Genomic DNA, 19990 nt, shown 5'->3' with positions numbered 1-19990 from the left:
ACTGCCCCCACGCGACGCCCGGCACGCTCCGCCCAGCTCCCGGAGCAGACAGGAGGCCCGCAGCACACCGACCGCACACCGCTCCTCGACGGGCAGACGCCACCCGCCGGGGCACTCGCCGGAGGCACCGCGGGCCCCACCAACCTGCGCCCGATGCTCGACACCGTCCTCGACGCACTGCACCAGGGCGCCCTCAACCGCGGCGGCCCCCTGCCCGCCGGCGGGCCCGCGGCCGTCGCCGGCCGCGTCAGCCAGGCCCTCGGCACCCCACTGCCCCAGCAGGGCACCGGCAGCCACGACGCCCTGCGCCGCCTCGTCACCACCCTCAGCGAAGGCGCCGCCGACCCCGCCGACCCGCTGTGCGCCGCCCACCTGCACTGCCCGCCGCTCGCCGTCGCCACCGCCGCCGACCTCGCCGCCGCGGCACTCAACCCCTCCATGGACTCCTGGGACCAGGCACCCGCCGCCTCCGCCCTCGAAGCCCTCCTCACCACCGCCCTCGCCGCCGAAGTCCACCCCGGCGCCGACGCCCTGGTCACCACCGGCGCCACCGAGGCCAACCAGCTCGCCGTCCTCCTCGCCCGCGAACTACGCCCAGGAACCGTCCAGTTGGTGTGCGGCACCAACGCCCACCACTCGCTGCACCGCGCCGCCTGGCTCCTCGGCCAGCCGCCGCCCCTGACCGTGCCCGCCCCCGACGGCACCCTCGACACCAGCGCCCTCGACGCCACCCTGCGCCGCCTCGCCGGACACCCCAACGTCCTCGTCGCCGCCACCGCCGGAACCACCGACGCCGGACTCATCGACCCGCTCACCCGCATCGCCGACCTCACCGAACACCACGGCGCCCGCCTCCACATCGACGCCGCCTACGGCGGCACCCTCCTGCTCAGCGACACCTACCGCCACCTCCTCACCGGACTCGACCGCGCCCACACCACCGCCATCGACCTCCACAAACTCGGCTGGCAACCCGTCGCCGCCGGACTCCTCACCGCCCGCGACCCGGGCGAACTCAGCGCCCTCGACCACCGCGCCGACTACCTCAACCCCGACGACGACACCCAAGCCGGAATCCCCGACCTGCTCGGCCGCTCCCTGCGCACCACCCGACGCCCCGACATCCTCAAGATCGCCGTCACCCTCCAGGCCCTCGGCCGCGAAGGACTCGGCCGGCTCACCGACCACGTCTGCGCCCAGGCCCGCGAACTCGCCCGCCTCGTCGAGACCCACCCCCGCTTCGAACTCGGCGCCGAACCCGTCATCAGCACCGTCCTGTTCCGCCCCACCGGCACCGACGACCACACCCTCGCCGACGTCCGCAGGCGCCTGCTCGCCGACGGCCACGCCGTACTCGGCCGCGCCCAACACCAAGGACGGCGCTGGCTCAAGGCCACCCTCCTCAACCCCCACACCCAGCCGGGCGACCTCGCCGCACTCCTCAAACTGGTGGAAGGACACCTCCCCCGATGAGCACGCCCACCACCATCCCCACCCAGCCCACCGGCCGCCCCGGCACCCCACACGACCTCGTCGGCATCGGCATCGGCCCGTTCAACCTGTCACTCGCCGCCCTCGCCGCCCCCCTCACCACCCTCGACACCGCCTTCTACGAACAAAGACCCGCCTTCCACTGGCACCCCGGCCTCCTCATCGAAGGCACCACCCTCCAAGTCCCCTTCCTCGCCGACCTCGTCACCCTCGCCGACCCCACCAGCGACTGGAGCTTCCTCAACTACCTCCGCGGCCACGACCGCCTCTTCCCCTTCTACTTCGCCGAGCGCTTCCACACCGACCGCACCGAGTACGACGCCTACTGCCGCTGGGTCAGCGACAACCTCGGCAACCTCCACTACGGCCACCAGATCGACGCCGTCCGCTGGGACAGCGAACACGCCCACTTCGAAATCGACTACACCCGTATCGACCCCCATGGCGAAGCCGAAGCCCTCGGCCGCACCCACGCCAAGAACCTCGCCCTCGGCATCGGCACCGCACCCCACGTCCCCCAGCCGCTGCGCCCCCTCGCCGATGCCCCCGGCACCCTCGTCCTGCACTCCGCCGACTACCTCCAGCACCGCGACCGCCTCCTCGCCGCGGGCCACGTCACCGTCGTCGGATCCGGGCAGTCCGGCGCCGAGATCTTCCTCGACCTCCTCAGACGACGTCCCGCCGGCTGCGAACAACTCCACTGGCTCGCCCGCACCGAGGCCTTCGCGCCCATGGAGTACTCAAAACTCGGCCTCGAACACTTCACCCCCGACTACACCCGCTACTTCCACCACCTGCCCCAAGCCGCCCGCGACGACCTGCTGCCCCGCCAATGGCAGCTCCACAAAGGCATCGACGCCGAAACCCTCGCCGCCATCCACGACGAGCTCTACCGCCGCACCCTCGGCAACACCTGGCCCGACGCCACCCTCACCCCCGGCGTCACCGTCCGCACCGCGGGCCGCATCGGCGACGGACGCATCGAACTCCACCTCGAACACACCCGCCAGAACACCCGCAGCCGCCACACCACCGACGCCGTCGTCCTCGCCACCGGCTACCACGAACGCCCCCTGGACCCCCTCCTCGTCGCCCTCGAACCCCACCTCACCCGCGACACCGAAGGCCGCCTCGCCATCGACGAGCACTACCGGCTCGTCCTGGACCCCGCCCTCACCGCCACCGGCAGCACCATCTACGTACAGAACGCCGAACGCCACACCCACGGCGTCGGTGCCCCCGACCTCGGCCTCGCCGCCTGGCGCAGCGCCACCATCCTCAACACCCTCACCGGCACCACCCCCTACCCCCTCCCGGAGCGCACCGCCTTCACCACCTTCGGGCTCCAACAGCGCACCCCCGCGAGCGAAACGACCACGGCCCAGCCGCGCCGCGCCACCACTCCGCGGCCCGCCACCCCGAGCAGCGGCTGAGCACACGAAGAAGGGGGCGTACGCGTGAACCACACGCGCACGCCCCCAAGACCGAGACGCGAAAGCGTTACTCCGACGGCATCCCGCCCGCCAAGGTCGGATCCAGCGGATCGTCCACCAGCCCGCCCACACGGCGCACTTGCTCGTACGCGTCGCCGCCGGAGCCGCCCGGGTTCGCGTCGCCGGAACCGCCCGCGTGCGCCTCGCCGGAACCGCCCGCCGCTTCGAGCGCACCGTCCGGTCCCTCCACCGTGCCTTCCACACCGGCGGCCAGCGCGCGCAACGACGCCACCAGAGCCGGGCGGCGATCCGGCGGAAGGTGCTCCACCAACGCGCACAACTCCGCATTGCGACGCCGCATCACCTCGTCCACCACCGCCCGGCCCCGCGCACTCATCTGCAGCACCACCTCACGACGGTTCCCCGGATTGGGCACCCGGCGCGCCAACTGCTGCGCCTCCAGGCGCTCCACCATCCGCAAGGCCGTCGACGGGATCACTCCCAACGCGGCGGCCAGCGAGGCCAGCTTCATCGGGCCGCCGCGGTCGAGGACCACCAGCGACCGGAGCTGCGGCAAGGTCAGCGAGTCGTCCACCGACGCCAACGACCGCAGTGACGCCGCCGTGAACAGGCGCGACACCGCAAGGACCGCCAGCGCCAACTCCTCGGCCTCCTCGGCCGCCACCGAACCCTCGTGGCCCATGCCCCGCCACCCCTCCACGGTTCCTCCCGGACGCCCGGCGGCCCCTCGCACGACCCGTCCGTACCCGGCTTGAGCAAGCGACATTACCCGCCCTTTGCCAAGGCTATACCGGGGCCCTGCCTCCCGTGCCCGCACCGGGACAACCTCACGCGACCGCCCCCCGGCGCACCGAAGCCGACGCGGCCTCGCGCCCGCCCGCACGCACAAAAAGGGCCGCGACCGACGGAACTGCTCCGCCGGTCGCGGCCAACCACCCCACCCCGGCGTCCGCGGAGCGGGCCCCACAACCCGCCTCCGGACGCCGAGTTCACCACCGGCACTCCAACCCACCCCAGAGCACCGGCACTTCACACGGACACGCCTCACGCGCACCCGTATCCGGCAAGGACAACGCGCGTAGATTCTGGCCCACTCCACCCCCTCCGCATAACCCCCTCGCACCACCCAACCCCACCACTTCCTGCGCCACTTCCCCCGGCGCTTCCCCCTGGGCGCCTCGCCCGCACCAAAGAAACCGAGCATCGGAGCGCACCCCGCCACGAACGAGCACAACGAAAACAACTCGCCACCGAATCCGGCCGCACCCTCAAACACCCGTCAGAACAACGAAAACAAACCCACCGCACAGCAAAGCGAAGCGCTCAGAAGAGCAGCCCCGCTCACAAAGGAAAACCCGTCAACAACCCTTCATTCAGCAGCAGTTGAACAGACACATCCAAAGAAACGACTACCCGCAAGTAAGCCATAGGGTCGCCCCATGCGCCGAGCGAAAATCGTCTGCACCCTGGGTCCCGCCACCGACACCTACGACCAGATCAAAGCCCTCACCGAAGCCGGAATGAACATCGCCCGGCTCAACCTCAGCCACGGCTCCCGCGCCGACCACGAACAGCGCTACCACCACGCCCGCAAAGCCGCCGACGAAACCGGCCACAGCCTCGGCATCCTCGCCGACCTCCAAGGCCCCAAAATCCGCCTCGGCACCTTCACCCACGGCCCCGTACTCCTCGAACGCGGCGACACCTTCACCCTCAGCGCCGAACCCCACACCCCCGGCGACCAGCACCGCTGCGGCACCACCCACCCCCACCTCGCGGGCGACCTCCACCGCGGCGACCACATCCTCGTCGACCACGGCAACGTCACCCTCCAAGTCACCGAAATCGACGGCCCCCACATCCACACCCTCGTCACCGACGGCGGCATCGTCTCCGACCACAAAGCCCTCAACCTCCCCGGCACCCCCCTCACCGTCCCCACCCTCTCCACCAAGGACGAAGCCGACCTCCGCTGGGCCATCCGCACCGGCTGCGACCTCATCGCCCTCTCCTTCGTCCGCACCGGCGACGACATCGACCACGTCCACCGCATCATGCGCGAAGAAGGCCGCACCCTCCCCGTACTCGCCAAACTCGAAAAACCCCAATCCGTCCACCCCGACCACATCGACGACATCATCGCCGCCTTCGACGGAATCCTTATCGCCCGCGGCGACCTCGGCGTCGAAATGCCCCTGGAACAAGTCCCCCTCGTCCAAAAACGCGCCATCAAACTCGCAAAGCGCAATGCCAAACCCGTCATCGTCGCCACCCAAATGCTCGACTCGATGATCGACAACCCCCGCCCCACCCGCGCCGAAGCCAGCGACGTCGCCAACGCCGTCATCGACGGAGCCGACGCCCTCATGCTCTCCGCCGAAACCAGCATCGGACGCTTCCCCACCCAAACCGTCAAAACCATGAGCCGCATCATCACCTCCGCCGAAGAAACCCTCCTCGCCAAAGGACTCCCACCCCTCACCGAAAACAGCAAACCCCGCACCCAAGGCGGCGCCGTCGCCCGCGCCGCCGCCGAAATCGGCGACTTCCTCCACGCCAAATACCTCGTCGCCTTCACCCAGACCGGCGACACCGTCCGCCGACTCTCCCGCTACCGCTCACCCATCCCCCTGATCGCCTTCACCCCCGACCCCGCCACCCGCGCCCAACTCGGCCTCAGCTGGGGCGTACGCACCCTGCTCGGCCCCCACGCCGACTCCACCGACGCGATGGTCCGCCAGGTCGACGAACAACTCCTCCACCTCGGCCTCTGCAAGCCGGGCGACATCGTGGTGATCACCGCGGGCTCACCCCCCGGCGTCCCGGGGGCCACCAACCTCGTACGTGTGCATCACATCGGGGAGGAGGACGGCGGCGCGTAGGGCGGGGTGGGTCAACTCGGCGTCCCGTGTCAGTACTTGGGGCCGATGTGGGTGTCCATGAGGGCGACCGAGCCCTTGCGGGCGACGGACACCGTGGGCGCGTGCCGGGTCTGCCGCAGGGACTTCCACTCGACGCCCAGGGCATCGAGTGTGTCCGTGAAGAGGCGCATGATGTCGGCGGACTTGTTGGTGAAGAAGTAGCGGGGGTACTCGTACCTCTTACGAACACCGCCGACCTCGCGCTCGGTCCAGTTGGTGATGCGGCAGCCGTCGGAGTGGACGAGGCCGCGAACAAGCTCCCAGGGGTGGGCCGCGACCAGGGCCCGCTGCCACTGTTCGAGCCGGATCTCCCGGTCGTGTTTCTTGCCGGGCCCGTGCTGCGGAAAGAGGCAGGGCCAGTGCTTGCTGTACGAGGTCACGGCGACGCAGCCGTCGCGCCGGACCAGGCAAACCCTGTTGTCCGGCCGTACGGCCCGGATCGCTGCGGCGCATCGCTCGATGAGTCCGGGCCAGGCGTTGCCGCAGATCACGCGGAGCGCCGTCACGCCTCTGCGGTGCTCGCTGATGTGGCCGTCGCCCAGATACAGGCCCAGGAGATACGTGTAGGCGGCGCCGTCGTCCGGTAATCCCGGGCTGGTGCGGCACCGGGGGCAGGGGAGTGCGTTGCGCAGCCGGATCGAACTGTCGGACATCCAGGCGCGAAGGGTGGAACGGGAGATCCCGGTCTGGCGGCTGACCGAACTGAGGCTGCTACCGGCGTGGACGAGCGCCATTGCCCGGGCCCGTGTTTCGACGTCGTACATACGGTCGAGAGTGAAACGGGGTCGCACAGTTCAGTGCGTCGGCCGGTGATCTACCCACGAAGGAGTGATCAACGCGCTAATGACTTGCAACCTTGGAATCCAAGGAAAAGTGCCCCGAGTCGGACTCGAACCGACACTGGATGGGTTTTGAATCCATTGTCTCTGACCAATTGGACTACCGGGGCCCGCAGAATCGAAGGTTTCCCGTGACCTGCTGCCCGACCACCATACCGCAGCTGGGTACCCTCATGGGCAGCAGTTCCTGCCAGCACCAAGGAGCCCCCGTGACCTCCCCCGAGTCGCCCCAGCCCGTGAACGACGACGACAAGTCGCATGTGCCTCCGCTGACCACACGTGTCGTCATCGCCGAGGACGAGGCGCTGATCCGTCTCGACCTGAGGGAGATGCTCGAGGAGGAGGGGTACACCGTCGTCGGTGAGGCCGGTGACGGTGAGACGGCGGTGGCCCTGGCCCGTGAGCACCGTCCGGATCTGGTGATTCTGGACGTGAAGATGCCGGTCCTGGACGGGATCTCGGCGGCCGAGCAGATCGCCGCGGACTCGATCGCGCCGGTGCTGATGCTGACGGCGTTCTCGCAGCGGGACCTGGTGGAGCGGGCGCGGGACGCGGGTGCGATGGCGTACTTGGTGAAGCCGTTCAGCAAGTCGGATGTGGTTCCGGCGATCGAGATGGCGGTGTCGCGGTTCACGGAGCTGCGGACGCTGGAGGCGGAGGTCGCGGACCTTTCGCAGCGTCTGGAGACGCGGAAGCTGGTGGACCGGGCGAAGTCGATTCTGCAGACGGAGTACGGGCTGTCGGAGCCGGCGGCGTTCCGTTGGGTTCAGAAGACGTCGATGGATCGTCGTCTGTCGATGCGGCAGGTGGCGGAGGCCGTGATTCAGGATTCCGAGGAGAAGAAGGCCAAGGGCGGTCAGTAGGCGCCTTGTTGGGGCCCGCGGTGGCCGGGTGAGGTCCCGGAGCGGGTGTTCTCGTAACGGCGCAGTGGCCCGCCTTCCCGTGTGGGGAGGCGGGCCACTGTCGTGTGTCCGTGGTGGTGCGGTTGTTCAGTCCTCGCCGAGGTAGGCCTTGCGTACGGATTCGTCGGTGAGGAGGTCCTGGCCGGTGCCGGAGACGGCGATTTTGCCGATTTCCATGACGTGGCCCTGGTCGGCCAGGGAGAGGGCGGCCTGGGCGTTCTGCTCGACGAGCAGGATGGTGGTGCCCTGGGATTTGAGTTCGGCGATGGTGGCCATGATTTTCTGCATCATGATCGGCGAGAGGCCCATGGAGGGTTCGTCGAGCATGAGCAGTTTGGGTTGTGACATGAGGGCGCGGCCCATGGCGAGCATTTGCTGTTCGCCGCCGGAGAGGGTGCCTGCCGCTTGTTTGCGGCGTTCTCCGAGGATGGGGAAGAGGTCGTAGGCGCGCTGGATGTCTTTGGCGATGCCTTCGGTGTCCTTGCGGAGGAAGGCGCCGAGTTGGAGGTTTTCGGCGATGGAGAGCCGGGGGAAGATGTGTCGGCCTTCGGGGGAGTGGGCGAGTCCGAGGGCGACGATTTTGTGGGCGGGGATGCCTTTGAGGGGTTTGCCGTCGAAGACGATTTTTCCGCTGGTGGGCTTGAGGAGCCCGGAGAGGGTGCGCAGTGTGGTTGTCTTTCCGGCGCCGTTGGTGCCGATGAGGGTGACGACCTGGCCGGCTTCGACGGTGAAGGAGATGCCTTTGACGGCTTCGATTTTGCCGTAGGCGACCTTGAGGTCTTCGACCTCGAGCAGTGCGGTCACTGGTTGTCTCCTTCGGTGCCGTTTTCGCCTGTGGTGCCGGCGCTTGCGGCCTTGCTGGTGGTGCCGGTGTTCTTGGTGGTGTCCTTGCCGGTGGTGCTCTCTGCCTCGGTGGCGGTGTCGTCGGCCGCGGCTTCGGCGGCTTCGACTTCGGCGAGGGCTTCGTCTTCGGGGGCGCCTTCGAAGGGGGTGCCGAGGTAGGCGGCGACGACGCGTTCGTCGCTCTGGACGACGTCGCTGGTGCCTTCGACGAGTTTTTCGCCCTGGACGAGGACGGAGACGCGGTCGCAGAGGTTGAAGATGAAGCGCATGTCGTGCTCGATGACGAGGACGGCGATGCCTTGGTCGCGGATGGCGAAGACGAGTTCCTCGGTGGCGCGGGTCTCCTGCGGGTTCATGCCTGCGGTGGGCTCGTCGAGGAGGAGCAGGCCGGGTTCGCTGGCGAGGGCGCGGGCGATTTCGAGCTTGCGCTGTTCGCCGTAGGGGAGGTTGCGCGCGAGGTGGTCGCGTTTGTGGGCGAGGCCGATGAACTCGAGGAGTTCCATGGCGCGTTCTTCGCTTTCGCGTTCGGCTTTCTTGAAGCCGGGGCCGCGCAGGAGGGCTGACCACAGGCCCTCTTTGGTGCGGGTGTGGCGGCCGACGAGCACGTTTTCCAGGACGGTCATGTTGGCGAAGAGCCGGATGTTTTGGAAGGTGCGGGCGATGCCTGCCTTGGTGACGAGGTGGGGCTTGGGCGGCAGGACGGTGCCTTTGTAGGCGACGGTGCCTTCGGTGGGCACGTAGAGGCCGGTGAGGCAGTTGAAGAAGGTGGTTTTGCCTGCGCCGTTGGGGCCGATGAGGCCGACGATCTCGCCGCTGTTGACGGTGAGGTCGACGCTTTTGACGGCGGTGAGTCCGCCGAAGCGCATGGTGACGCCGGTGGCTTGCAGGACGGTGGTGCGGGTGTCCTTGGTGGGAGCTGTGGTCATGGTTATGCCCCCGCCTTGCTGAGGGTGGTGTCGGTGACGAGTTTGGTGGTGGGTGTGTCCTGTTGGCCGGTGTCGTGGAACTCGAGTTGGCGGCGGCGGTCGGCGATGATGCCTTCGGGGCGGAAGCGCATGAGGACGACCAGGGCGATGCCGAAGACGAGCAGGCTCTTGTTCTGGAGGAACGTGAGCTTTTCGGGGATGAGGTAGAGCAGTGCGGCGCCGAGCAGGGGCCCGCTGACGGTTCCCATGCCGCCGAGGACGACGGCGGCGAGGAGGAACGCGGAGTTGGGCGGGGTGGAGCCGGCGAACTGGTACGGCGTGGGGACCACGCTGTAGGTGACGTGGGCGCTGACGGTGCCGGCGAGTCCGGCGAGGCTGGCGCCGAGGGCGAAGGCGATGAGTTTGACGCGGAAGCCGTTGATGCCCATGGCGGTGGCGGCGGTTTCGTCTTCGCGGATGGCGATCCAGCTGCGGCCGATGCGGCTGTCGCTGGCGCGGGTGTAGACGAGGACGACGATGGCCATGATGAAGACCATCAGCAGGTAGTAGTTGGCGAACCTGCCGAGTTCGAATCCGGCGATGGTGTGGCTTTCTCCGAAGTTGAACCCGAGGAAGTCGAGGTCGGGGATGGAGGAGATGCCGTTGGGGCCGCCGGTGATGTTGGGTCCGGAGGCGCCGTCCATGTTGTTGACGGCGATGCGGAAGATTTCTCCGAAGCCGAGGGTGACGATGGCGAGGTAGTCGCCGCGCAGGCGCAGGGTGGGTGCGCCGATGAGGACGCCGAAGACGAGGCTTGCGGCGGCGCCGCTGAGGGCGGCGGCCCAGAAGGGGAACTGGACGCCGGAGAAGCGGCTGAACTCGGATCCGGAGACGAGGGCCGCGGTGTAGGCGCCGACGCCGAGGAAGGCGACGTATCCGAGGTCGAGGAGGCCGGCGAGGCCGACGACGATGTTGAGGCCGAGGGCGACGGTTCCGAAGATGAGGATGTTGACGCCGAGGTTGGCGTAGTGGTCGTCGCTCTGGGTGAAGGGGAAGGCGATGGCGGCGGCGAAGCCGATCGCGAGGGTGAAGGCCCGGTTGTCGGTGGTGATCCGGGAGAGCCGGTCGAGGAGTCCCGCCGTGTGCAGGGCCCAGGCGGCGAAGATGACGAGGATGAGGTAGCCGATGAAGGTTTCGCCTTCGTCGGCGGGGGTTTCGATGCCGTAGGTGAAGACGTACAGGCCGAGGACGGCGATCAGGGTGATGATGCCGCGTTCGAGCCAGCCGTTCAGGGGCGTGCCCGCGGGGATGCGGTCGGGCTTGGCGATGCGGGCGTGGAGTGCTTCCTTGGCGCTCTGGTTGTCGTCGCGGTCCTGGGGGAGGCCGAGGACGGCGAGGACGGGCAGGAGGCTGGCGACGGCTGCTACGTAGGCGCCGGGTTCGAGGTTGACGAGGCCGCCGAGGGTGATGGCGATGGCCAGGACGGTGAACCAGGTGACGGCGAAGGAGCCGAGGGCGGCGAGGGTGAGCGGGGCGTTGCTGCGGCCGGGGTTGAGCCAGCGCAGGCCCGGGATGTCGTAGTCGGCGAGTGCGTAGAGGCCGACGAGGATTCCGGCGAGCAGGGTCATCCACTGCAGGCCGCCGGGGTAGGCGTAGATGGTGAGGTCGCCGGGGAAGGCGTCGGTCCACGTCCAGGCGAGGAAGGTGGAGGCGATGGTGGCGACGGCGCCCGCGAGGGCGAGGGGGCGTGCCGCGCCGGCGGGCAGCGGGATAAGGGTGGTGGGGCGCGTCTTGGTGGCGGCGGTGGCCGTGGTGGTCTCGGTCATGTCGATCACGCCCTGTCCGCGACGCGTTCGCCCAGTAGGCCTTGTGGCCTTACCAGGAGGACGAGGATGAGGAGGCAGAAGGCCCAGACGTTGGCCCAGCTGGAGCCGCCGAGTTCGCTCATGCCGGGGATGCCGTCGATGTAGGCGCTGGCGAGGACTTCGGCGATGCCGAGGACGAGGCCGCCGACCATGGCTCCGTAGATGTTGCCGATGCCGCCGAGTACGGCCGCGGTGAAGGCTTTGAGGCCCATGAGGAAGCCCATGCGGTATTCGACGTGGCCGTATTTGGCGCCGTAGGCGACGGCGGCGACGGCGGCGAAGAAGCCGCCGATGGCGAAGGCGATGACGATGATGCGGCTGGTGTCGATGCCCATGAGCTGCGCGGTGTCGGGGTCCTGGGCGGTGGCCTGCATGGCGCGTCCGGTGCGGCTGCGGCGGACGAAGATGGCCAGTGCGGTCATGCACAGGGCGGCGGCGGCGACGAGGAAGAGGTCGGCGTTCTTGAAGGTGACGTCGCCGATTTCGTAGGTCTTCGAGCCGAGTTCGGGGAAGACACGGGGCTTGTCGGCCTGGGGGTAGAAGTTGCGTACGGCTTCCTGGAGGGCCAGGGAGAGGCCGATGGCGGTGATGAGGGGTGCCAGGCGTGGTGCGCCGCGTAGTGGTCGGTAGGCGAAGCGTTCGGCTCCGACGGCTATGAGGACGGCGACGAGTCCGCCGCCGATGAGCATCAGGGGCAGTGCGACCCAGATGTTGATGCCGTCGGGGAGGATCAGGTACACGGTGAGCGCGCCGAAGCCGCCGGTCATGAAGATCTCGCCGTGGGCGAAGTTGATGAGCTGGACGATGCCGTACACCATCGTGTAGCCGATGGCGATGAGCCCGTACATCGAGCCCAGGAGCAGCCCGTTGGCCAGCTGCTGCGGCAGGGTGTTCACCGCGTGGCCTCCATTGTTTCGGTGGAAGTGTGCAGGGGTGTCCGGTGACCTCTCAGCGAGGTTCGATTACCGGGTGGTGCTTCCTATGGGTCGGGCCGCGCGGTGGGGGTCGTCCTGCCGCGCGGCCCGGGAGGTTGTGCGTTGTGGGCGGGGGGCCTTAGTTGGCTTCGCCCTTGTACTCGTCGGTCTTGACGGCCTTCCAGGCACCCTTGGTGACCTGGTAGACGGTCAGCTGCTTGTTGGTGGTGTCGCCGTACTCGTCGAAGGAGATGGTGCCGGTGATGCCTTCGAAGTTGGTCTTGCCGACGGCTTCGAGGACCTTCTTGCGCAGGTCGTCGCCGCTGGGCAGTTCGCCGCCGTTGGCTTCCTTGACGGCGCCGACGGCCTTGATGATGGCGGTGGCGGCGTCGTAGGAGTAGCCGCCGTAGGTGCCGTAGTCGCCCTTGTAGCCCTTGGCCTTGTAGGTCTTGATGAAGTCCTGGGCGCTGGGCAGGGTGTCGGCGGGGACGCCGACGGAGGTGACGAGGTCGCCTTCGGAGGCCTTGCCGGCGGTCTTGATGTAGGTGTCGCTGAACATGCCGTCGCCGCCCATGAGCGGGATCTTGGCGCCGGCTTCCTTGAGCTGCTTGGTGATCAGCTGCGACTCGTCGTACTGGCCGCCGTAGTAGACCAGGTCGGCCTTGGAGTTCTTGATCTGGGTGACGAGGGCGCCGAAGTCCTTGTCGCCGGTGTTGACGTGGTCGGTGCCGACCGCCTTGCCGCCGAGCTTGGTGAACTGCTGCTTGAAGATCTTCGCGAGGCCGGCGCCGTAGGCCTGCTTGTCGTCGACGACGAAGACCTTCTTCTTCTTCAGGTCGTTGTACGCGTAGGCCGCGGCGAAGCCACCCTGGTTGGCGTCGGTGGTGGCGGTGCGGAAGTACGAGGCGTAGGGGCGCTTCTTGTCGCCGGACTGCCAGTTCTTGCCCTGGGTGAGCTCGGGGGCCGTGTTGGAGGGCGAGATCTGCACCATGTTGGCGGCGTTGAGCGTCTGCTGCATGGACTGCGCGACGCCGGAGTTGAGCGGGCCGACGAGGCCGACGACGCTCTTGTCGCCGATGAGGGCGGAGGCGTTCTGCTGGCCGGTGGCGGGCTGGGCCTTGTCGTCGCGGGCGTCGAGCTCGAACTTGACGCCGGGGACGAGGTTCTTGGCGTTGGCGTCGTCGACGGCGATCTTGACGCCGTACTGGATGCCGAGGCCGGTTGCGGAGTTCTCACCGGACAGGGGGGCGTCGACGCCGATGGTGAGCGTGGTGGCGTTGCCGTCGCCGGACTTGTCGCCGTCGTCGTCGCGCGAACCGCAGGCGGTGAGGGTGAGCGCTCCGGTGGTGAGCACGGTGGTAAGGATCAGCAGAGAACGCTGGCGCACAATCAGTCCTTTCCGCAGGCACGTCGTCTTTGGTCGGACGGTTTGGTGCCGCGTTGGTACCGAACTCCCGTTGGAGCGGTGACTGGCCGTGACTCTAAGCCTGTATCAGGGGTGCTGGGGAGCGGCAAAGGGCATGCTGTGACTTTCTTGTTATGCCGCGTTGGAATGCGCGCTTCTGGGCGGGGGATTCTCGGCCGTTTTGCCGGACTTTGCCGATCGTCCGCATTTTGAGAATGCGCACCTCCGGCCGCGCGTTCGCCTTGTACAGGGCTGTTTTGCGTTTTGGTACTGATGGGTGCCGGGGGTGTGTGGCGGGTGGGGCCGGAGGCGTCAACTGGTGCACATTGCAGCTGAGTTACCGAGTGTGACGAATAGCGGTCCGGCCTCGGCTTTTCGTGATCTTTCCGGTGCGGCGGGGTCGAAATCGTGGTGCGCGGCGCCGGAAGTCCGTGTCCCATGCAGGTAATTTCTCAGCGGACATGGTGTTCGTTTATCGACCTGTGAAACAGGGTGTGAAAGCCCCTAAAGATCTTCGTATGTGCGCCGAGCGGGGGTTCGATTGTGGAACGACGAAGGCGCGGACCTGCCGTGGTCCGCGCCTTTCTGCGCCATTTTCCGGGGCTCGCCCGTTGTGCTTCCGTGATGTGGGTAAGGGGCTCAATAGCCTTTCAGGCCTTTTCCGGTGCCACGCCGCCGTCACGCAGCAGACAGGTCAGCCGCGCGCTGCACACCCGCCGGCCCTCCTCGTCGCTGATCGCGATGTCGTACGTGGCGGTCGAGCGCCCGCGGTGCAGCGGCGTGGCGACCCCGGTGACAAGCCCGCTGCGCAGGCCGCGGTGGTGGGTGCAGTTGAGGTCGACGCCGACCGCGATCTTGTGGATGCCGCCGTGCATCATCGCGGCGATGGAGCCGAGGGTTTCCGCGAGCACGGCCGAGGCGCCGCCGTGCAGCAGCCCGTAAGGCTGGGTGTTGCCCTCGACCGGCATGGTGCCCACCACGCGCTCGGCGGAGGCCTCCCGGATCTCGATGCCCATCCGGATGCCGAGAGCGCCCGCCGAGAACAGGGCGGGCAGGTCGATGCCGTGCGAGGCGTACTCGTCGATGACCTCTTGCGGGAACTTCACTCGGTTCTGCTCGCCCATGGGGGGCCGCCTCCGTTCGTGGTGGGGACAGGCGCCGCCCGGCGCCGCGGGGGCAGGGATGCCGCCGCACGACGCCTGAGCGAACGCTTAGACGTGGGAGGATTCTTCCAGGCGCACCACGACCGACTTGCTCGCGGGGGTGTTGCTGACGTCGGCCTTCGCCTGGAGCGGCACCAGCACATTGGTCTCCGGGTAGTACGCGGCCGCGCAGTGGCGCGCGGTCGGGTAGTGCACCACCCGGAAGCCCTCGGCGCGGCGCTCGCTGCCGTCCTCCCACTCGCTGACCAGATCCGCGTACGCGCCGTCCGCGAACCCGAGCGCGGCGGCGTCCTCGGGGTTCACGAACACCACCCGGCGGCCGTTCCTGATGCCCCGGTAGCGGTCGTCGAGTCCGTACACGGTGGTGTTGTACTGATCGTGCGAGCGCAGCGTCTGCAACAGCAGCCTGCCCTCGGGCAGCCGCGGCCAGGTCACCGGCGCCGCGGTGAAGTTGGCCTTGCCGGTGGCCGTGGGAAAGCGGCGCTCGTCGCGCGGGGCGTGCGGCAGGGCGAAGCCGCCGGGCCGCGCCACCTTGGCGTTGAAGTCCTCGAACCCGGGCACCACTCGCGCGATGCGCTCGCGCACCAGGCCGTAGTCCCGCTCGAAGTCCTCCCAGGGGGTGGCACTGTCCGCGCCGAGCACCCGGCGGGCCAGCCGGCACACGATCGCCGGTTCCGAGAGCAGGGTGTGGCTGGCGGGCCGCAGCCTGCCGCGCGAGGCGTGCACCATGCCCATCGAGTCCTCGACGGTGACGAACTGCTCGCCGCCGCGCTGCACATCGCGCTCGGTACGGCCGAGCGTCGGCAGGATCAGCGCCCGGGCGCCGGTGACCACGTGCGAGCGGTTCAGCTTCGTCGACACATGCACCGTCAGCCGGGCCCGGCGCATCGCCGCCTCGGTGACCTCGGTGTCCGGGCTCGCCGCGACGAAGTTGCCGCCCATCGCGAAGAACACCTTCACCTCGCCGTCCCGCAGCCCCTCGATCGAGCGCACCACGTCCAGGCCGTGCTCGCGCGGCGGGGCGAAGCCGAACTCCTTCTCCAGGGCGTCCAGGAAGGCGGGCGCGGGCCGCTCGAAGATGCCCATCGTGCGATCGCCCTGCACATTGGAGTGCCCGCGCACCGGGCACACCCCGGCGCCGCTGCGGCCGATGTTGCCGCGCAGCAGCAGGAAGTTGACCACCTCACGGATGGTGGGCACCGCGTGCTTGTGCTGGGTCAGACCCATCGCCCAGCACACCACCACGCGCCGCGAGGCCAGCACCATCGCCAGCGCCTCCTCGATGCGCGCCCGCTCCAGACCGGTCGCCTCCAGGGTCTGCTCCCAGTCGGCCTCCCGCGCCGCCCGCGCGAACTCGGCGAAGCCGTGGGTGTGTTCGCGTACGAAGAGTTCGTCGACCGCGCCCTCGGTGTCCAGGATGAGCTTGTTGAGGAGGCGGAACAGGGCCTGGTCGCCGCCGAGGCGGATCTGCAGGAACAGATCGGTCAGGCGGGCGCCCGCGAGCAGCCCCTTGGGGGTCTGCGGGTTGTGGAACTTCTCCAGACCCGCCTCCGGCAGCGGGTTGACGGTGATGATGCGGGCGCCGCCCGCCTTCGCCTTCTCCAGGGCGTTCAGCATCCGCGGATGGTTGGTGCCCGGATTCTGGCCCGCGACGATGATCAGGTCCGCCTGGTACAGGTCCTCCAGCAGGACGCTGCCCTTGCCGACGCCCAGCGTCTCGGTCAGCGCCGAACCGGAGGACTCGTGACACATGTTGGAACAGTCCGGCAGGTTGTTGGTGCCGAACTCGCGGGCGAACAACTGGTACAGGAACGCCGCCTCGTTGCTGGTGCGGCCCGAGGTGTAGAACACCGCCTCGTCCGGCGAGCCCAGCGCCGTCAGCTCCTCGCCGATCAGGTCGAACGCCCGCTGCCAGGACACCGGCTCGTAGTGGTCGGCCCCCTCCGGCAGATACATGGGGTGGGTCAGCCGGCCCTGCTGGCCCAGCCAGTAACCGCTGCGCCCGGCCAGCTCCGAGACCGGGTGCTCGGCGAAGAAGGCGGGGGCGACCCGGCGCAGCGTCGCCTCCTCGGCGACGGCCTTCGCGCCGTTCTCGCAGAACTCGGCGGTGTGCCGCTTCTCGCCCTCCGGCCAGGCACAGCCCGGGCAGTCGAAGCCCTCCTTCTGGTTGACGCGCAGCAGGGTCAGCGCGGTGCGCCGCGCCCCCATCTGCTGCTGTGCCATCCGCATGGAGCTCACCACGGCGGTCGCCCCGGCCACGGAGTGCTGCGGCCCGGTCACCTCCGGTGCGTCCTGGACCGGGTCCGACTTCGGAGCCTTGGCGGCCATCGGCGGGCCTCCCCCGTCTTCTCGTGGGCGCGTGCACCCTGACGTCGCTGTCGTACGAATCTTCCCACTGTCGTCCCGGGCAGGGGACACCGAGCGGTGCGCGGGCGGGCGGGCGTGGCACGAGTGTCAGTGGGGCGTGGCAGGATCGAGGCGTGGCAGAGACAGCATCGAAGAAGACCGAGCAAGACGGCGCGGGAGCACGGCCGAGGCTGATGCTCATGGACGGGCATTCGCTGGCGTACCGGGCGTTCTTCGCGCTGCCCGCGGAGAACTTCACCACCGCGACCGGGCAGCCGACGAACGCGATCTACGGCTTCGCGTCGATGCTGGCGAACACCCTGCGCGACGAGGCCCCCACGCACTTCGCGGTCGCCTTCGACGTCTCCCGCAAGACCTGGCGGTCCAAGGAGTACACCGAGTACAAGGCCAACCGCTCCAAGACGCCCGACGAGTTCAAGGGCCAGGTCGAGCTGATCGGTGAACTCCTCGACGCCATGCACGCCGACCGCTTCGCCGTCGACGGCTTCGAGGCGGACGACGTCATCGCCACCCTCGCCACCCAGGCCGAGGCCGCCGGGTACGAGGTCCTCGTCGTCACCGGCGACCGCGACGCCTTCCAGCTCGTCAGCGACCACGTCACCGTGCTGTACCCGACCAAGGGCGTCTCCGAGCTGACCCGCTACACCCCCGAGCAGGTCGAGGAGCGCTACGGCCTCACCCCCGCCCAGTACCCGGACTTCGCGGCCCTGCGCGGCGACCCCTCGGACAACCTGCCCGGCATCCCCGGCGTCGGCGAGAAGACGGCCGCCAAGTGGATCAAGCAGTTCGGGTCGTTCGCCGAGCTCGTGGAGCGCGCCGAGGAGGTCAAGGGCAAGGCCGGACAGAACTTCCGCGACCACCTCGAAGCGGTGAAACTGAACCGCCGCCTGACCGAGATGGTCCGCGACGTCGAACTGCCCAAGACCGTCGCCGAGTTGGAGCGCGCCCCCTACGACCGCAAGGCCGTGACGCTGGTCCTGGACACCCTGGAGATCCGCAACCCCTCGCTGCGTGAACGCCTGCTCGCGGTCGACCCCGGCGCCGAGGACAGCGAGCCGGAGCAGGTCGCGGGCGGCGTCGAGGTGGACGGCGCCGTGCTGGACACCGGCGAACTCGCCCCGTGGCTGGCCGAACACGGCAACGCCGTCCTGGGCTTGGCGAGCGTCGACAGCTGGCAGCTGGGCAGCGGATCGGTCACCGAGGTGGCCTTGGCCGCCGCCGGGGGAGCGGCCGCCCGCTTCGAACCCGCACAGCTCGACGCCGCCGACGAGACGGCCTTCGCGGCCTGGCTCGCCGACGCCGACAAGCCCAAGGTGCTGCACAACGCCAAGGGCGCGCTGCGCGTGTTCGCCGAGCACGGCTGGCGCATCGACGGCATCACCATGGACACCGCGCTCGCCGCCTACCTCGTCAAGCCCGGCCGTCGCTCCTTCGCCCTGGACGCCCTGTCCATGGAGTACCTGCACCGCGAGCTCGCCCCCGCCTCCGCCGCCGACGGCCAGCTCGCCTTCGGCGCCGACGAACAGGCCGAGGCCGAGGCGCTGATGTGGCAGGCCCGCGCCGTCCTGGACCTCGCGGTCGTCTTCGGCGAGAAGCTGACCGAGGTCGGCGCCGCCGGTCTGCTGCGCGACATCGAACTGCCCACCTCGCTGCTCCTGGCCCGGATGGAACGGCACGGCATCGCCGCCGACCGCGCCCATCTGGAGGCCATGGAGCAGATGTTCGCGGGCGCCGTGCAGCAGGCCGTCAAGGAGGCCCACGCCTCCGTCGGCCGCGAGTTCAACCTCGGCTCGCCCAAGCAGCTCCAGGAAGTCCTCTTCGGCGAACTCAACCTGCCCAAGACCAAGAAGACCAAGACCGGCTACACCACCGACGCGGACGCCCTGGCCTGGCTCGCCACCCAGACCGAGCACGAACTGCCCGTCCTCATGCTCCGCCACCGCGAACAGGCCAAGCTGCGCGTCACCGTGGAGGGCCTGATCAAGTCGGTCGCCCCCGACGAGCGCATCCACACCACCTTCAACCAGACCGTCGCCGCCACCGGACGGCTCTCCTCCACCGACCCCAACCTGCAGAACATCCCGGTGCGCACCGACGAGGGCCGCGCCATCCGCCGCGGCTTCGTCGTCGGCGAGGGGTACGAGTCCCTGCTGACCGCCGACTACAGCCAGATCGAACTGCGCGTCATGGCCCACCTCTCCGAGGACGAGGGCCTCATCGAGGCGTTCACCTCCGGCGAGGACCTGCACACCACCGTCGCCTCCCAGGTGTTCGGCGTCGAGCGCTCCGCCGTCGACGCCGAGATGCGCCGCAAGATCAAGGCCATGTCGTACGGACTGGCCTACGGACTGTCCGCGTTCGGCCTCTCCCAGCAGCTGAACATCGACGCCGGCGAGGCCCGCGCGCTGATGGAGACCTACTTCGAGCGCTTCGGCGGCGTACGCGACTATCTGCGCCGCGTCGTCGACGAGGCCCGCGCCACCGGGTACACCGAGACCCTCTTCGGCCGCCGCCGCTACCTGCCCGACCTCAACAGCGACAACCGCCAGCGCCGCGAGTCCGCCGAGCGGATGGCCCTGAACGCGCCCATCCAGGGCACCGCGGCGGACATCGTGAAGATCGCCATGCTCAACGTGGACCGCGCCCTCACCGAGGCCTCGCTGACCTCCCGGATACTGCTTCAGGTCCACGACGAAATCGTCCTGGAGCTCGCCCCCGGCGAACGCGAGGCGGCGGAGGAGATCATGCGCCGCGAGATGGCCGGAGCGGTCCACCTCAGGGCCCCGCTGGACGTCTCCGTGGGCGTCGGCGCGGACTGGGAGTCGGCCGCCCACTGAGGACCGGCGGCGGGCCCCCGCACCCGGTGCCACGGCACCTGCGGGCGGCCCCTCGCCGGACCCCTGAAACCGCCTCCCACCAGG

14 protein-coding genes and 1 tRNA gene are annotated in these 19990 nt (G+C 69.0%); 5 read left to right on the top strand and 10 right to left on the bottom strand.

Annotation, left to right across the window (positions count from 1 at the left end; genetic code table 11):
- Positions 1 to 153 precede the first annotated feature (153 nt).
- Together HUT18_RS05485 and HUT18_RS05480 are read left to right on the top strand one after the other, a co-directional pair.
- Positions 154 to 1473 carry an aminotransferase class V-fold PLP-dependent enzyme gene (locus tag HUT18_RS05485; RefSeq protein ID WP_176104304.1) on the top strand — a complete coding sequence of 440 codons (1320 nt, stop codon included), beginning with the start codon at positions 154 to 156 and terminating at the stop codon, positions 1471 to 1473.
- A complete protein-coding gene (locus HUT18_RS05480) occupies positions 1470 to 2924 on the top strand; it encodes a lysine N(6)-hydroxylase/L-ornithine N(5)-oxygenase family protein (RefSeq protein ID WP_176098315.1) in 1455 nt (484 codons plus the stop codon). The genes HUT18_RS05485 and HUT18_RS05480 overlap by 4 nt, the downstream gene beginning before the upstream one ends.
- Before the next feature lie 67 nt (positions 2925 to 2991).
- Here the strand turns inward: HUT18_RS05480 and HUT18_RS05475 are convergent, their stop codons facing one another.
- Complete coding sequence (locus HUT18_RS05475; protein WP_254878435.1) at positions 2992 to 3645, bottom strand: MarR family winged helix-turn-helix transcriptional regulator; 654 nt, start codon at positions 3643 to 3645, stop codon at positions 2992 to 2994.
- 739 nt (positions 3646 to 4384) lie between these two features.
- On the opposite strand from HUT18_RS05475, the gene pyk reads away from it, so the two are divergent.
- Positions 4385 to 5827, top strand: coding sequence for a pyruvate kinase (gene pyk, locus HUT18_RS05470; RefSeq protein ID WP_176098313.1), 1443 nt, complete (start codon positions 4385 to 4387; stop codon positions 5825 to 5827).
- 29 nt (positions 5828 to 5856) lie between these two features.
- Here the strand turns inward: pyk and HUT18_RS05465 are convergent, their stop codons facing one another.
- Positions 5857 to 6630 (bottom strand): helix-turn-helix domain-containing protein, encoded by a 774-nt coding sequence (locus tag HUT18_RS05465; RefSeq protein ID WP_176098311.1) that lies wholly within the window; start codon positions 6628 to 6630, stop codon positions 5857 to 5859.
- 110 nt (positions 6631 to 6740) lie between these two features.
- Positions 6741 to 6815: transfer RNA gene (locus HUT18_RS05460), tRNA-Leu, on the bottom strand.
- A 99-nt stretch (positions 6816 to 6914) separates the two neighbouring features.
- Between HUT18_RS05460 and HUT18_RS05455 the strand changes: the two genes are divergently transcribed.
- The gene (locus tag HUT18_RS05455; RefSeq protein ID WP_176098309.1) at positions 6915 to 7568 is read left to right on the top strand and encodes an ANTAR domain-containing response regulator; all 654 of its coding nucleotides are present in this window, start codon (positions 6915 to 6917) and stop codon (positions 7566 to 7568) included.
- 126 nt (positions 7569 to 7694) lie between these two features.
- Here the strand turns inward: HUT18_RS05455 and HUT18_RS05450 are convergent, their stop codons facing one another.
- From HUT18_RS05450 to HUT18_RS05420, 7 genes are all read right to left on the bottom strand, one after another.
- Entirely contained in the window at positions 7695 to 8411 is a 717-nt protein-coding gene (locus HUT18_RS05450; protein ID WP_176098307.1) for an ABC transporter ATP-binding protein, read from the bottom strand.
- Complete coding sequence (locus tag HUT18_RS05445; protein ID WP_176098305.1) at positions 8408 to 9376, bottom strand: ABC transporter ATP-binding protein; 969 nt, start codon at positions 9374 to 9376, stop codon at positions 8408 to 8410. The genes HUT18_RS05450 and HUT18_RS05445 overlap by 4 nt, the downstream gene beginning before the upstream one ends.
- A 2-nt stretch (positions 9377 to 9378) precedes the next feature.
- Positions 9379 to 11181 carry a branched-chain amino acid ABC transporter permease gene (locus HUT18_RS05440; RefSeq protein WP_176098303.1) on the bottom strand — a complete coding sequence of 601 codons (1803 nt, stop codon included), beginning with the start codon at positions 11179 to 11181 and terminating at the stop codon, positions 9379 to 9381.
- Between the two features lie 5 nt (positions 11182 to 11186).
- On the bottom strand, positions 11187 to 12116 hold the full coding sequence (locus HUT18_RS05435; protein WP_176098302.1) for a branched-chain amino acid ABC transporter permease: 930 nt from the start codon (positions 12114 to 12116) through the stop codon (positions 11187 to 11189).
- Between the two features lie 157 nt (positions 12117 to 12273).
- On the bottom strand, positions 12274 to 13506 hold the full coding sequence (locus HUT18_RS05430) for a branched-chain amino acid ABC transporter substrate-binding protein (RefSeq protein WP_176104302.1): 1233 nt from the start codon (positions 13504 to 13506) through the stop codon (positions 12274 to 12276).
- 683 nt (positions 13507 to 14189) lie between these two features.
- Positions 14190 to 14663 carry a PaaI family thioesterase gene (locus tag HUT18_RS05425; RefSeq protein ID WP_176098300.1) on the bottom strand — a complete coding sequence of 158 codons (474 nt, stop codon included), beginning with the start codon at positions 14661 to 14663 and terminating at the stop codon, positions 14190 to 14192.
- Positions 14664 to 14750: 87 nt separating this feature from the next.
- The gene (locus HUT18_RS05420; RefSeq protein WP_176098298.1) at positions 14751 to 17030 is read right to left on the bottom strand and encodes an FdhF/YdeP family oxidoreductase; all 2280 of its coding nucleotides are present in this window, start codon (positions 17028 to 17030) and stop codon (positions 14751 to 14753) included.
- 152 nt (positions 17031 to 17182) lie between these two features.
- Between HUT18_RS05420 and polA the strand changes: the two genes are divergently transcribed.
- The gene (gene polA / locus HUT18_RS05415) at positions 17183 to 19906 is read left to right on the top strand and encodes a DNA polymerase I (protein WP_176098296.1); all 2724 of its coding nucleotides are present in this window, start codon (positions 17183 to 17185) and stop codon (positions 19904 to 19906) included.
- Positions 19907 to 19990 lie beyond the last annotated feature (84 nt).

This window comes from Streptomyces sp. NA04227 (assembly GCF_013364195.1).
GTDB lineage: Bacteria > Actinomycetota > Actinomycetes > Streptomycetales > Streptomycetaceae > Streptomyces.
Note: the sequence above shows the minus strand (reverse complement) of the source record. Positions and strands in the feature narration are given on the sequence as shown.